This window comes from Streptomyces sp. NPDC001220 (assembly GCF_053597895.1).
In genome coordinates this window covers 238,946-251,889 of record NZ_JBSFJE010000006.1, presented here as the reverse complement: position 1 = coordinate 251,889, position 12,944 = coordinate 238,946, and the positions used below count along the sequence as shown (strand labels likewise).

General features: G+C 70.8%; 15 protein-coding genes. 9 read left to right on the top strand and 6 right to left on the bottom strand.

The genetic code is table 11. From position 1 onward, the window contains the following. Positions 1-37 precede the first annotated feature (37 nt). Entirely contained in the window at positions 38-517 is a 480-nt protein-coding gene (locus tag ACWDGI_RS16970; RefSeq protein ID WP_450759713.1) for a DUF6578 domain-containing protein, read from the bottom strand. A 146-nt stretch (positions 518-663) separates the two neighbouring features. On the opposite strand from ACWDGI_RS16970, the gene ACWDGI_RS16965 reads away from it, so the two are divergent. Continuing rightward, positions 664-1,464, top strand: coding sequence for a site-2 protease family protein (locus ACWDGI_RS16965; RefSeq protein WP_450759711.1), 801 nt, complete (start codon positions 664-666; stop codon positions 1,462-1,464). 3 nt (positions 1,465-1,467) lie between these two features. On the opposite strand, the gene ACWDGI_RS16960 is transcribed toward ACWDGI_RS16965, so the two are convergent. Next, positions 1,468-2,115, bottom strand: a complete 648-nt coding sequence (locus ACWDGI_RS16960; RefSeq protein WP_450759709.1) for a biliverdin-producing heme oxygenase — start codon at positions 2,113-2,115, stop codon at positions 1,468-1,470. Between the two features lie 145 nt (positions 2,116-2,260). Further along, a complete protein-coding gene (gene map, locus ACWDGI_RS16955) occupies positions 2,261-3,118 on the bottom strand; it encodes a type I methionyl aminopeptidase (protein ID WP_450759707.1) in 858 nt (285 codons plus the stop codon). A gap of 58 nt (positions 3,119-3,176) precedes the next feature. On the opposite strand from map, the gene ACWDGI_RS16950 reads away from it, so the two are divergent. Continuing rightward, positions 3,177-3,410: a hypothetical protein gene (locus tag ACWDGI_RS16950; RefSeq protein ID WP_360493507.1), complete on the top strand. Its 234-nt coding sequence runs from the start codon at positions 3,177-3,179 to the stop codon at positions 3,408-3,410. Here the strand turns inward: ACWDGI_RS16950 and ACWDGI_RS16945 are convergent, their stop codons facing one another. Together ACWDGI_RS16945 and ACWDGI_RS16940 are read right to left on the bottom strand one after the other, a co-directional pair. After that, a complete protein-coding gene (locus ACWDGI_RS16945; RefSeq protein ID WP_450759705.1) occupies positions 3,411-4,679 on the bottom strand; it encodes an MFS transporter in 1,269 nt (422 codons plus the stop codon). A gap of 292 nt (positions 4,680-4,971) precedes the next feature. Then, entirely contained in the window at positions 4,972-5,571 is a 600-nt protein-coding gene (locus tag ACWDGI_RS16940) for a hypothetical protein (RefSeq protein ID WP_450759703.1), read from the bottom strand. A gap of 80 nt (positions 5,572-5,651) precedes the next feature. On the opposite strand from ACWDGI_RS16940, the gene ACWDGI_RS16935 reads away from it, so the two are divergent. The 3 genes from ACWDGI_RS16935 to ACWDGI_RS16925 all read left to right on the top strand — a co-directional run bounded on the left by ACWDGI_RS16935 (position 5,652) and on the right by ACWDGI_RS16925 (position 7,762). After that, complete coding sequence (locus ACWDGI_RS16935) at positions 5,652-6,731, top strand: sialidase family protein (protein WP_450759701.1); 1,080 nt, start codon at positions 5,652-5,654, stop codon at positions 6,729-6,731. Between the two features lie 37 nt (positions 6,732-6,768). Continuing rightward, on the top strand, positions 6,769-7,497 hold the full coding sequence (gene npdG / locus ACWDGI_RS16930; RefSeq protein WP_450759699.1) for an NADPH-dependent F420 reductase: 729 nt from the start codon (positions 6,769-6,771) through the stop codon (positions 7,495-7,497). A gap of 82 nt (positions 7,498-7,579) precedes the next feature. Then, the gene (locus ACWDGI_RS16925; protein ID WP_450759697.1) at positions 7,580-7,762 is read left to right on the top strand and encodes a hypothetical protein; all 183 of its coding nucleotides are present in this window, start codon (positions 7,580-7,582) and stop codon (positions 7,760-7,762) included. Here the strand turns inward: ACWDGI_RS16925 and ACWDGI_RS16920 are convergent. Continuing rightward, positions 7,752-8,462 carry a PhzF family phenazine biosynthesis protein gene (locus ACWDGI_RS16920; RefSeq protein ID WP_450759695.1) on the bottom strand — a complete coding sequence of 237 codons (711 nt, stop codon included), beginning with the start codon at positions 8,460-8,462 and terminating at the stop codon, positions 7,752-7,754. The two genes, ACWDGI_RS16925 and ACWDGI_RS16920, sit on opposite strands and share 11 nt — an antisense overlap. A 231-nt stretch (positions 8,463-8,693) precedes the next feature. On the opposite strand from ACWDGI_RS16920, the gene efeO reads away from it, so the two are divergent. The 4 genes from efeO to ACWDGI_RS16900 are packed head-to-tail and all read left to right on the top strand — an operon-like array spanning position 8,694 to position 12,940. Further along, complete coding sequence (gene efeO / locus ACWDGI_RS16915) at positions 8,694-9,830, top strand: iron uptake system protein EfeO (RefSeq protein ID WP_450759693.1); 1,137 nt, start codon at positions 8,694-8,696, stop codon at positions 9,828-9,830. 10 nt (positions 9,831-9,840) lie between these two features. After that, positions 9,841-11,094, top strand: coding sequence for an iron uptake transporter deferrochelatase/peroxidase subunit (gene efeB / locus ACWDGI_RS16910; RefSeq protein WP_450759691.1), 1,254 nt, complete (start codon positions 9,841-9,843; stop codon positions 11,092-11,094). A gap of 3 nt (positions 11,095-11,097) precedes the next feature. Continuing rightward, entirely contained in the window at positions 11,098-11,991 is an 894-nt protein-coding gene (gene efeU / locus ACWDGI_RS16905; RefSeq protein ID WP_450759689.1) for an iron uptake transporter permease EfeU, read from the top strand. Further along, the gene (locus ACWDGI_RS16900) at positions 11,930-12,940 is read left to right on the top strand and encodes a hypothetical protein (RefSeq protein ID WP_450759688.1); all 1,011 of its coding nucleotides are present in this window, start codon (positions 11,930-11,932) and stop codon (positions 12,938-12,940) included. Before efeU ends, ACWDGI_RS16900 begins: the two co-directional genes overlap by 62 nt. Positions 12,941-12,944 lie beyond the last annotated feature (4 nt).

Below are 12,944 nucleotides of genomic sequence, written 5' to 3'. Positions count from 1 at the left end.
GGTTCGGACGGCGGGGTGTCGAGAGCCGCCACGGAGGTCAGGGGCGCAGGACGTGCCTCGTGTCCGGGGCGACCAGCGTGACGAGGGCGCCGCAGATACGGCGGACCCGCCCCAGGCCGTCCACTGTGCCGAGGTCCACCTCCCCGAACCACTTCGGGCAGGCTTCGACGGACGTCGTCGTGACGGTCCCGGGCACCGGTTCCAGGCCGCGTCCGGTGCCCTGCAGCACCACCCCCTTCCCCGGCGGCGCCGGCACCGGGTCGGGCCGGTGGAAGCGGTACTCCTCCCGGACCAGGCCGACGGCGCGGACCCGGCCGGCGGTGGGGTGGTCGGGACCGCCATGGTTCTCCACCCAGGCCTCGGCGCCGTACCCGACGCCCTCCCGGCGGGCCTCGGCCCGGTAGGCGACGAGTTTCCAGGCCACCTCGTCGCCGACCGCGAACGGGGTGCCGCAGCACTCCATCTGCCAGTCCTCGTAGAACACCTTCAACACCCTCAACGCCTTCGGCGGTCGCATGTCCCCAGCCTTCCGGAACCGAACGGCGGTCGCGATCCGTTTTCACCTGCGCCGAGAGGTATTTCCCCAGCACCCGACGCGTTCTTTCGCCACGCCAGGTACGGTCGGACCCGCGTCGACCGCCCCAGCCCCCAGGAGCCCTGCCCATGACCGCCACCACCACCCGCCACAGCGACCGGCGGATCAGTCCCGTCTTCGTCGGGATCCTGGCCGTCACCGCCGTCACCGGGTGGGCGACCTGGTCCGGGTTCGCCGAGCAGCCCGGGGTCGCCGTCTTCCTGTTCGTGACGGCGGCCTGGATCGTGTCGCTGTGCCTGCACGAGTACGCGCACGCGCGCACCGCCCTGCACAGCGGTGACATCACGGTGGGCGCGAAGGGCTACCTGACCCTGAACCCGCTGAAGTACACGCACGCCCTGCTGAGCATCGTGCTCCCGGTGCTGTTCGTGATCATGGGCGGGATCGGTCTGCCGGGCGGCGCGGTCTTCATCGAGCGCAGCCGGATCCACGGCCGCTGGCGGCACAGCCTCATCTCGGCGGCCGGCCCGCTGACGAACGTGGTCTTCGCCGCCGTCTGCACCGCGCCGTTCTGGCTGCACTCGCTGGACGGCGTGCCGCGTGACTTCCGCTACGCCCTCGCCTTCCTCGCCCTGCTCCAGGTCACGGCCTCGATCCTGAACTTCCTGCCGGTGCCGGGACTGGACGGCTACGGCGTGATCGAGCCCTGGCTGTCGTACAACATCAAGCGTCAGGTGGAGCCGTTCGCCCCCTTCGGCCTGCTCTTCGTCTTCGCGCTGCTGTGGGTGCCGTCGATCAACAGCGCGTTCTTCGACGTGATCGACGCACTGCTGCGCGGCCTGGGCGTGGGCGACTTCGACCAGTACTGCGGTCAGGAGCTGTACCGCTTCTGGCAGGGGACGAACGAGTACTGCTCCGTGGCCGGCTGACCCTCACGCGGAGAGCGGGAACTCCTCGCCGAGCGCGTGGAACATGTCCGTGTTGAGGGCGAAGGCGCGCTTGCACTCGGTGACGACGCGCTGCTTCTCCAGGTCGTCGGCGTCGACCGCGTCGAGGAGTTCGCGGTAACCGCGCTTGAAGGCGGCGGGGTTGGCGATGTCCTCGAAGACGTAGAAGCGGACGCCGTCGCCCTTCTTCTCGAATCCCCAGGTCCGTTCCGCGCGGTCGCGGATGATCTGGCCGCCGGAGAGGTCGCCGAGGTAGCGGGTGTAGTGGTGGGCGACGTAGCCGGCCGGCCAGGCCTCGGCGCACTCCCGCACCCGGGCCGCGTACTCCTCGGTGGCCGGCAGCGCCGTGAGCCCCGTCCGCCACCCGGCGCCGCGCAGGTGCGTGAGGTCCCGCTCCAGCGCCGCCAGCCGGAACAGCTCGGGCCGCACGAACGGCCCGGCCACCGGGTCCGACGCCAGCCGCGCGGCCCCGCTCTCCAGTGCCTCGTACACGAACCACAGCTGCTCGGTGTAGCGCGTGTACGCCGCCACGCCGAGCCGGCCGCCCAGTAGATCACTCATGAACGTCGAGGTCTCCGCCGTCACGTGCTGCTCGTGGGACGCGGTGCGGATGAGTGTCGAGAGGGAGTCCATGGGCAACATCCTCTAAGGTAAGGCTTACCTAAGTCAATGCCTTGCCGACGCCTCGTCGGTAACGTTACCGACATCCTGTCGGTAAAAGCGTACCCGAGAAAGGCCCGCCCTCCGAGGGGAGAGCGGGCCTTGTGCCACGGCGGGGCTACGGCAGGGTGAGGATCTCCGCGCCGGTGTCGGTCACCACCAGGGTGTGCTCGAACTGGGCGGTCCGCCTGCGGTCCTTGGTGACGACCGTCCAGCCGTCGTCCCACATGTCGTACTCGTGCGTCCCGAGCGTCAGCATCGGCTCGATCGTGAAGGTCATCCCGGGCTGCATCACGGTCGTCGCGTGCGGGCTGTCGTAGTGCGGGATGATCAGCCCGGAGTGGAAGGAGGAGTTGACGCCGTGGCCGGTGAAGTCACGGACGACTCCGTAGCCGAAGCGCTTGGCGTACGACTCGATGACCCGGCCGATGATGTTGATCTGCCGGCCCGGCTTGACCGCCTTGATCGCCCGGTCGAGGGACTCCCGGGTCCGCTCGACAAGGAGCCGGCTCTCCTCGTCGACGTCCCCGACCAGATAGGTCGCGTTGTTGTCGCCGTGCACCCCGCCGATGTACGCCGTCACGTCCAGGTTGACGATGTCACCGTCCTGGAGGACGGTCGAGTCCGGAATGCCGTGGCAGATGACCTCGTTGAGGCTGGTGCACAGGGACTTGGGGAAGCCGCGGTAGCCGAGCGTGGAGGGGTAGGCCCCGTGGTCGCACATGTACGCGTGCGCGACCTTGTCCAGCTCGTCCGTGGTCACCCCCGGCGCGATGATCTTCGCGGCCTCCGCCATCGCCTGGGCGGCGATACGGCCGGCGGTCCGCATCGCCTCGATGGTCTCCGGGGTCTGCACCTCGGGCCCGGTGTACGGGGTCGGCGCGGGTTTGCCGACGTACTCGGGGCGGCGGATGTTTCCGGGTACCGGACGGGTGGGAGAGAGCTCCCCTGGTACGAGCAGCGACTGGCCAGACATGCCAGCGAGTCTAACCAGCGGGCATGCGGGAACATGTGGATGGCGAAAGGAGCCGGTCATGGCCCTGTTCAAGAAGCGGACCGTCGGCAAGCCGGGCGAGTGGTACTACTGCCTGGAGCACAAGAAGGTCGAGGAGGGCCCCGAGTGCCCTGCCAAGGACCGGTTCGGCCCCTACGCCAGCCGGCAGGAGGCCGAGCACGCGATGGAGAGCGCGCGGGAGCGCAACCTCCAGTGGGAGAACGATCCGCGCTGGCACGACGCCCCGGCGGGTGACTCCTCCGAAGAGGGGTGATCAGAGCTGGGTCGGTGCGGCCGCGCGCTGAGCGCGCAGCCGCACGGCGTGCTCGTTGGTCCGGGCGTCGTACGACATCAGGGCGGGCAGACACAGGGCCAGCAGGCCGACCGTGCCGGCGCACAGCAGGCCGCCCACGCCGACGGACGCCCGGACGCCCAGCCATCCGGCCATGCCGCCGGCCCGTACCTGGCCGAGGGTCGGGCCCACGGAGTACGACAGCAGCTCGATCCCGGCGAGCCGGCCGCGCAGCTCGTCGGGGATCGTCTGGTTCCACATGGCGCCCCGGAAGATCCCGCTGACCATGTCGCAGCCGCCGGCGACGGCCAGCAGGAGCAGGACCAGCCATACGTCACGCACGGCGCCGGCGGCGGCGATCGCCAGGCCCCACAGGGCCGCCGACAGCACCACCATCCGCCCGTGCCGGCGCACCCGCCCGGTCCAGCCGCTGACCAGGCTCACGAGAAGGGAACCGGCCGGGATGCTCGCGTACATCAGCCCCAGGGACCACTTCGCGTCCAACTCGTCGGCCAGGAACGGCAGGACGGCGAGCGGCATCGCCAGGAACATCGCCGCGAGGTCCACGGCGTAGGTGCCGAGGAGTTCCTTGCGGCCCCAGGCGTAGCGGGCGCCCTCCGCGATGGAGCGGAGGGAGGGCTTCACGGCCTCGTGCGCGGCGGGCGACGCGGCGATCGGCAGGATCAGTACGACCGAGACGGCGAACGTGACGAGATCGGCGCCGTACGCCCAGCCCAGGCCCGCGTACGCCACGACCAGGCCGGCGACGGCGGGGCCCGCGACGCCGCCGACCGTCCAGCGGAACGAGTTGAGGGCCGCCGCGGCCGGGAGGTCGTCGTGGGCGACGATCCTGGGCCAGAGCGAGTCGAGGGCGGGGCGCTGGACCGAGCCCAGTGCGGCGGAGAGCGCGGCGACGGCGTACAGCGGCCAGACGGCCGGGTGCGGCAGCAGCGCGTTGAGCAGCAGGGCCGCGCTGAGCAGGCCCTGACCTGCCTCGGTCCACAGGATGAGCAGCCGCTTGTCGAGGGCGTCGGCGAGGGCGCCGCCGTAGAGGCCGAAGAGGATGAGCGGGAGCAGCTCCACCGCGCCGATGGCGCCGACGGCGGTCGCGCTACCGGTGAGGTCCTTGATCTGCACGGGGAGGGCGACGAACGTCAGGAAGGTCCCGAAGTTGCTGATCAGGCCGGAGGCCCACAGCCGGCGGAAGTCGACGGAGGCCCGCCAGGGGGCGAGGTCGGGAAGCACGGTCACGCTGAGCCATGCTGACCGCCCACCGCCACCACCCTCAACCCCTTTTTCGCCCACCCACCCATCCGACTCGGTCGGCGGAGAGGCGAGGTTGAAGAGCAAAGGGAGACAGAGCTCGGCCGGCAGAGAGGCGAGGCGCAGGGGCTCGGCGAGAGGCTGCTCGGTCGGGATAGGGGGGCTCGCGGCGGGACGCTCGGCGGTGGGGGGTGTCGGTGGCGTCCCGGTCTTCATCCCCGCTTCTTCTCGGTGCTGCCGCAGGCAGGTGAGCAACCGATTCGGGTGGGTGGGCGGGCGATTACCAGGGCGTCGGCGGCGGGGCCGTTACCGTTTCGGCCAGCCTGGAGAGGCGGTCGCGGAAGCGGCGGTGGGTTCTCGGGGAGGGGCCGTTCTCCCCCGTCGCCGCGCTGACCAGGTGCTGGACCGTGTCCAGGTCCAGTTCCGCGCCGTCCGGGACCGTGAGCGTCTCGTGGGCCATCGCCGTCAGCGCGTCGTCGGCCGTGGTGGAGAGGGCCAGTACCGTCACCCCGGCCCGGCGGGCGGTGTGCACGTGGTCCAGGAGCGGTGCCGATCCGGCCGGCGCCACCACCAGCAGCGTCTCGCCCCGGCGGGCCGCCTCGATACGGCCGGGGCCGACCGCGAGGTGCGCCGGGTCGGACGGGCGCGCGTCGTGTCGTACGAGCGTCGGCGCCAGTTCCGGCGTACCGGACCACGCGGCCTCGTCCACCAGGTGCGCGGCGAGATGCCACGGCTCGTACTCCGGCGTGCCGAGCAGCAGCAGTCCGCCGCCGTGTGTCACGACCGAGCCCCGCAGGGCGCCCGCGAATCTCCGCGTCGCCCCCAACCACTCGGTCCCGGCGAGCACTTCACGCAGCAACGCGACCCGTACGGCGTCCATGCCCCCGCATACTGCCGCAATCGGTCACTCGTGACGCGGAGTTCACCCCGAATTCGCCCGACCAGGGGAGAAGGCGGCCCATGAGCGACGTAGAAGCAAGCATTCCCTTTCGCGCGGGCACCGAGGGTTACGCCAGTTTCCGGATCCCGGCCGTGGTGGTCTCCCGGGCGGGCACCGTGCTCGCCTTCTGCGAGGGGCGGGTCGACTCCGGCGCCGACTACGGGCACATCGACGTGGTGCTGAAGAGGTCCGGCGACGGGGGGCGTACCTGGGGGGCGCTCCAGGTCGCCGCGAACAACGGCAGCGACCTCGCCGGCAACCCCGCTCCCGTCGTCCTGGACACCGGCCGGATCCTGCTCGTGCACGTCCGCAGCGCCGCCTCCGCCACCGAGGACGCCATTCTGCGCGGGCAGGTGCCGGACGCCGACGGGCGCCGGGTGTGGGTGCAGCACAGCGACGACGACGGGGTGACGTGGTCCGCTCCGCAGGAGATCACCAAGACGGTGAAGAAGGCCGGGTGGCGGTGGTACGCGACCACCCCGGGGCACGCCATCCAACTGCGCACGGGGCGGGTCGTCGTGGCCGCGAACCACACCGTCGCGCCCGCCGGGACCGACAACGGCACCGAGGGCAAGTACAACAGCGGCCACTGCCTGCTCAGCGACGACCGGGGCGAGACCTGGTACCTCGGCTACATCGACGAGAACACCAACGGCTACATCAACGTCAACGAGACCACCGCCGCCGAACTCCCCGACGGGCGCGTCTACTTCAACACCCGCAACGACTCGCCGGCCCCGGGCAACCGGGCCGACGCGCACTCGGAGGACGGCGGGAAGACGCTGGTGAAGCCGTTCCGGCCGCAGGCCGGGCTCACCGCGCCGGTCTGCGAGGCCTCCGTACTGCAACTGCGGGATCCGGACCTGCTGCTCTACTCGGGCCCCGCCGACCCCGCCACCCGCGCCCTCATGACGATCCGTGCCTCCGGCGACGGCGGTACCACCTGGCGCCCCGTCCACGCGCTCGACGGCCTGCCCGCCGCGTACTCCGACCTGACCCGGATCGACCCGGCCACCGTCGGACTGCTGTACGAGACCGGGGACTTCGGCGCGTACGAGACGATCACCTTCCGCCGGGTGCCCGTGAACCGGCTCACCTGACCGGGTACGGCCGCCGCCACGGACGTAGAGTCGGCCCATGACCTCTTCCGACACTTCCGACAACGCACAGCAGGCGGCGGCCGAGAAGGCTCCCGCCAAGGATCCCTGGGACCTGCCCGACGTCTCCGGCCTGGTCGTGGGTGTACTCGGCGGCACCGGCCCGCAGGGCAAGGGCCTCGCCTACCGGCTGGCCCGGGCCGGCCAGAAGGTGATCATCGGCTCCCGGGCCGCCGAGCGCGCGCAGGCCGCCGCCGACGAGCTCGGTCACGGTGTCGAGGGCGCCGACAACGCCGAGTGCGCGCGCCGCAGTGACCTCGTGATCGTCGCCGTGCCGTGGGACGGACACGGCAAGACGCTGGAGTCGCTGCGCGCGGAACTGGCCGGGAAGCTGGTCGTGGACTGCGTCAACCCGCTCGGCTTCGACAAGAAGGGCGCCTACGCGCTCAAGCCGGAGGAGGGCAGCGCGGCGGAGCAGGCCGCGGCGCTGCTGCCGGACTCGCGGGTCACGGCTGCCTTCCACCATCTGTCGGCGGTACTGCTCCAGGACCCGGAGGTCGAGGAGATCGACACCGATGTGATGGTGCTGGGCGAGGTGCGCGCGGACGTGGAGATCGTGCAGGCGCTGGCCGGGCGGATCCCGGGGATGCGGGGCATCTTCGCGGGGCGGCTGCGCAACGCCCACCAGGTGGAGTCCCTGGTCGCCAACCTGATCTCGGTCAACCGCCGCTACAAGGCACACGCCGGGCTCCGCGTCACGGACGTCTGAGTGGATGGGGGACACTGGTGGCTGCCACCGGTGTCCCCCCTCGACCGGTTCGACCGGTTCGACCGATCCGAAAGCGACCGCCATGCCCCGCCTCGCCCTCTACGCTCTCGTCGTCTGCGTCCTCGCCGTCGCCGCCGCCGTCGTCTCGTTCGTCCAGGGCAGCTGGCTGATGGGCGTCGTCTGGGTGCTGCTGACGGGGCTGTCGTCGAACATGACCTGGTACTACGTGCGGCGCGGGCGGCAGGACACTTCGGTCACCAGCTGATCCCGGGCTGCCGCTCCGCGCCCTCCAGGAGGACCCGCCCGCCGATCTCCACCCAGCCGTAGGGCTGCGGTGCCGTGAGGATCTGCGAGCCCCTGCCCTGGGTGATGTTCAGGGCGCGGCCCAGCCGGTCGGTGAGCAGCAGCGCGGCCGCCCCGGTCGCCTCGTCCTCGTCGATGCCGTCGCCGCGCCCGGAAAAGGCGCGGGCGCGCACCCGCCCGGCCGACTCGTCCTCCCATGCCCAGGCGTAGACCCTCCCCCAGACTTCGTCCGGGGGCACCCCCATCTCGCTTCGCTCCCCCGGTGACGGCACCGGCAGGGCGTCCACCTCGGCGGCCGTGGCGTACTGGCGCAGGGTGCGCGGCGGGGCCCACTCGGGGAGCGCCTCGATCCAGCTGAACTCCCCGTCCAGCCGGGCGCCGACCACGCCGGCCGGGGTGACCAGTTCGGGCACGTCCAGCAGCCAGGCGGTGCCGACGCAGGGGTGGCCGGCGAAGGGCAGTCGCAGGGTCGGGGTGTAGATGTCGACCACCCCGCGCTCGGGGTCGTCGACGAACACGGTCTCGCTGAACCCGAGTTTGGCCGCCAGCGCCTGCCGGTCCTCCCGCCCGGGCAGCACCGAGCCGTCCCGGACCACCCCGAGTTCGTTGCCGTAGCCGCCGTTCGCCGCGCAGAAGACCCGCAGCACGTCGTAATCAGTCACTCCGGCATTGAAGCACTGCCTCCCTCCGCGTTCACCCGGCCATGCCATCGCCGACACCCATCCGCTTGACCTTCCCTTGACCTTCTCTTGGTGGCGGCTTTAAGCCGCCGAGATCAAGCCGTGCCTGTGATCTTTCTGTGCCTGGTCAATCCCGACCCGGCCGGGTATCAGTGAGGTAAGCCTCATGTAAGTTAGGCCAGCCTCACCACACCTCCCCCGCTTGGAGCCTGCATGCGTGCCGTCCGACTCACCGTCACCGCCGCCGCCACCGCGGCCGCTCTGACCGCCCTCTCGGCCTGCACGGCGAAGAGCGACGCCAAGGGCGACGACGCGATCCAGGTCACCGCCGCCGACTCGAAGTGCGAGACGTCGGCCAAGTCCGTGCCGGCCGGACACGTCACGCTCGCCATCGAGAACAAGGGCTCCAAGGCCACCGAGGTCGAGATCCTCTTCCCGGACGACCGGATCGTCTCGGAGAAGGAGAACATCGGCCCGGGGACCAGGTACACGCTCACCGCCGAGGTGAAGCAGGGGTCGTACGAGATCGCCTGCCGGCCCGGGATGAAGGGGCACGGCGTCCGGCAGAAGCTGACCGTCACCGGCTCCGGCGCGGTCGCCAAGCGCAACCCGCAGCTCGACAAGGCCGTCGCCGACTACCGCGAGTACGCGCAGGAGCAGGCCGACGCGACGATCCCGAAGGTGGAGACGTTCGTCAACGCCGTCAAGGCGGGGAACATGGAGGCCGCCAAGAACGCCTACGCCCCCTCCCGCGTCGGCTGGGAGAGCACCGAGCCGATCGCCGAGTCCTTCGGGGACATCGACCCCAAGACGGACACGCGCGTCAACGACCTGGAGAAGGGCCAGAAGTGGACCGGCTGGCACGCGCTGGAGAAGGCGCTGTGGCAGGACAAGAAGATCGGCGCCGAGCAGAAGACCCTCGCCGACGAACTGCTCACCGACCTGAAGGACTGGCAGAAGCGGGTCGGCAAGGCCGAGATCACCCCGACCTCCATGGCCAACGGCGCCAAGGAACTCCTCGACGAGGTCGCCACCGGCAAGGTCACCGGTGAGGAGGACCGTTACTCCCACACCGACCTCAGCGACTTCAAGGGCAACGTCGACGGCGCGCAGAAGGCCTACGAGCTGCTCAAGCCGGTCGCCCAGAAGAACGACGCGGCCCTGGCCACCGAGCTGGACAAGCAGTTCGCCGCGCTGAACACGCTGCTCGACAAGTACCGCACGACCTCCACCTCGGACGGCTTCGTGTCCTACGACAAGGTCACCAAGGACCAGCGCAAGGAGCTGTCCGACGCCGTCAACGCCCTCGCGGAGCCGCTGTCCAAGCTCGCCGCGACCGTCGTCAAGTAAGGGGCGGGACATGGCCGAGAAGACCAATCCCTCGCGACGCGCGCTCATCGGCTGGGGCGGGGCCGGGCTCGCGCTCGGCGCCGCCGTGGCGGGGGGCGCGGTGGCGATGGCCGAAGCGGGCGACGACCTGGACCCGGCCGCCGCCGACGCCGGTGGCGCGGTGGAGTTCCACGGCACCCACCAGGCCGGTATCGCCACCGCCGTCCAGGACCGGCTGCACTTCGCCGCGTTCGACGTGAAGACCGACGACCGGGCCGAGTTCGTCCAGCTGCTGAAGGACTGGACGGCCGCGGCCCGGCGGCTGACCGCCGGGAAGGCGATCGGCGACGGCGCGTACGGCGGGCTGGCCGAGGCGCCCCCGGACGACACCGGTGAGGCGCTCGGGCTGAAGCCGAACCGGCTGACGCTGACGATCGGCTTCGGGCCGTCGTTCTTCGAGAAGTTCGGACTGGAGGACAGCCGCCCGGCCGCCCTGGTCGATCTGCCGCAGTTCCCGGGCGACAACTTCGAGTCCGCCCGCACAGGCGGTGACCTGTGCGTCCAGGCCTGCGCCGACGACCCCCAGGTCGCCGTGCACGCCATCCGCAACCTCGCCCGGATCGGCTTCGGCAAGGTCGCCATCCGCTGGTCCCAGCTCGGCTTCGGGAAGACGTCCTCGACCACGCCGGACGCCCAGACCCCGCGCAACCTCATGGGGTTCAAGGACGGCACCCGCAACATCGCGGGCACCGAGACCGACCGGCTGAAGAAGTTCGTGTGGGTGGGCGACGGCGACGGTCCGGCCTGGATGAGCGGGGGGTCGTATCTCGTCGCCCGGCGCATCCGGATGAACATCGAGACCTGGGACCGGACCTCGCTCCAGGAGCAGGAGGACGTCTTCGGCCGGGACAAGGGCGAGGGCGCCCCGGTCGGCAAGGCCAAGGAGCACGACGCGCCGTTCCTGAAGGCGATGAAGCCGGACGCCCATGTGCGGCTCGCGCACCCCGACTCCAACGACGGGATCACCATCCTGCGCCGGGGTTATTCGTTCACCGACGGTACGGACGGGCTCGGCCGGCTCGACGCGGGCCTGTTCTTCCTGGCCTACCAGCGTGACGTACGCAAGGGGTTCATCCCGCTGCAGCGCAGGCTGTCGGCGTCCGACGCGCTCAACGAGTACATCCAGCACGTGGGTTCGGCGGTCTTCGCGGTCCCGCCCGGCGTCCGGGACAAGGACGACTGGTGGGGCCGGACGCTGTTCTCCGAGTCCTCCAAGGGGGCGTGATCCGTGTTCTCCAACTACCTGATCGGGCTGCGCGAAGGCCTTGAGGCCTCGCTCGTCGTCTGCATCCTCATCGCCTACCTGGTCAAGACCGGGCGCAGGGACGCCCTGCGGCCGATCTGGATCGGCATCGCCGTGGCGGTGCTGATCGCCATGGGCTTCGGCTGCGCCCTCGAATTCGGCTCCCAGGAGCTGACGTTCCAGGCGCAGGAGGCGCTCGGCGGGTCCCTGTCCATCGTCGCGGTCTGTCTGGTGACCTGGATGGTGTTCTGGATGCGGCGCACCGCCCGGCACCTGAAGACGGAGCTGCACGGCAAGCTGGACGCGGCCCTCGCGATGGGCACCGGCGCGCTGGTCGCCACCGCCTTCCTCGCCGTGGGCCGCGAGGGCCTGGAGACCGCCCTGTTCGTGTGGGCGTCCGTGCACGCGGCCAGCGACGGCACCCCGCGCCCCCTGATCGGCGTCGCCCTCGGCCTCGCCACCGCGGTCCTGCTCGGCTGGCTGTTCTACCGCGGTGCCCTGCGGATCAACCTCGCCAAGTTCTTCACCTGGACCGGCGGCATGCTGGTCGTGGTCGCCGCCGGCGTGCTGGCGTACGGCTTCCACGACCTCCAGGAGGCCGACTGGATCCCGGGCCTGACCAACCAGGCCTTCGACATCAGCGGCACCATCCCGCCGGACAGCTGGTACGGCACCCTCCTCAAGGGCGTCTTCAACTTCCAGCCCGACCCGACCGTGCTCCAGGTCACGGTGTGGCTGCTGTACCTGGTCCCGACGCTCGCACTCTTCTTCGCCCCGGTAGGGTTCGGCTCCGGGAAGGGGAAGGTGAAGGCACCTGATGACGCACCTGACGACCAGGGATCGCGGCCCTCGGCGGCTCCGCATACTCCGCAGGCGTGATCGGAACGCGCTCCTGGCGGTCTCGCTGACCGCCATGTCGCTGACGGCGAGCGGATGCGTGGTGGTGCACGGGGAGCGCGAGGTGCTCCCCACCACCACCCGCGCCGAGGCCGCCAAGGCGCTCAAGCAGTTCACGAACGCCTACAACAAGGCCGACGAGGCCTACGACGGGTCCCTGGACGCCGACTACACGACCGGCGCCCTCGCCGACATCGACTCCGCGCGTCTGAAGGCCGGGCACGTGAACAGCCCGAGCGGCAACTCCGGCCACTCGGCTCTGGAGTTCGACGACGTCACCTACACCATCCCCAAGAAGGCCGGCTGGCCGCGCTGGTTCCTCGCCGACGCGCACGGCAACAAGGGCGGCGACGACCGCTGGCTGCTGGTCTTCACCCGCAACAGCCTCTCCGAGCCGTTCCAGGTGGCGTATCTGACGCTGGTCGCGCCGGACGCCGTACCGAAGTTCACGACCGACAAGGACGGCTGGGCCGAGGCCGTGCCGGCCGACAGTGCCCAACTGGCCGTCTCCCCCGCCGACCTGGGCCAGGACTACACCACGTACCTGAAGAGCGGCGGCGCCGTCTTCGCGGACGGCGCGCACACCAGCGGCTGGCGCACGGACCGCAGGAAGTCGACCAAGCCGGGCCTCGCGACCCAGTACATCGACGAGCCGCTCACCAACGGCGACTACGCGCCGCTCGCCCTGCGCACCACCGACGGCGGCGCGATGGTGTTCTTCACCACCCGCTACTACGCCAAGGAGACGGCAGCCGCGGGCACTTCGGTGCCGACGCCGAACCAGGACGTGAAGGCTCTCACCAAGGGCGAGATCAAGCAGTCGCTGACCATGGAGTTCGTCTCCAACCAGGTCGCCCTGGACCCGGCGGGCACCGGGAAGGTCTCGGTCCTCGGACGCATCCAGGGCCTGACCTCCGCGGAGGGTTCCTAGGGCC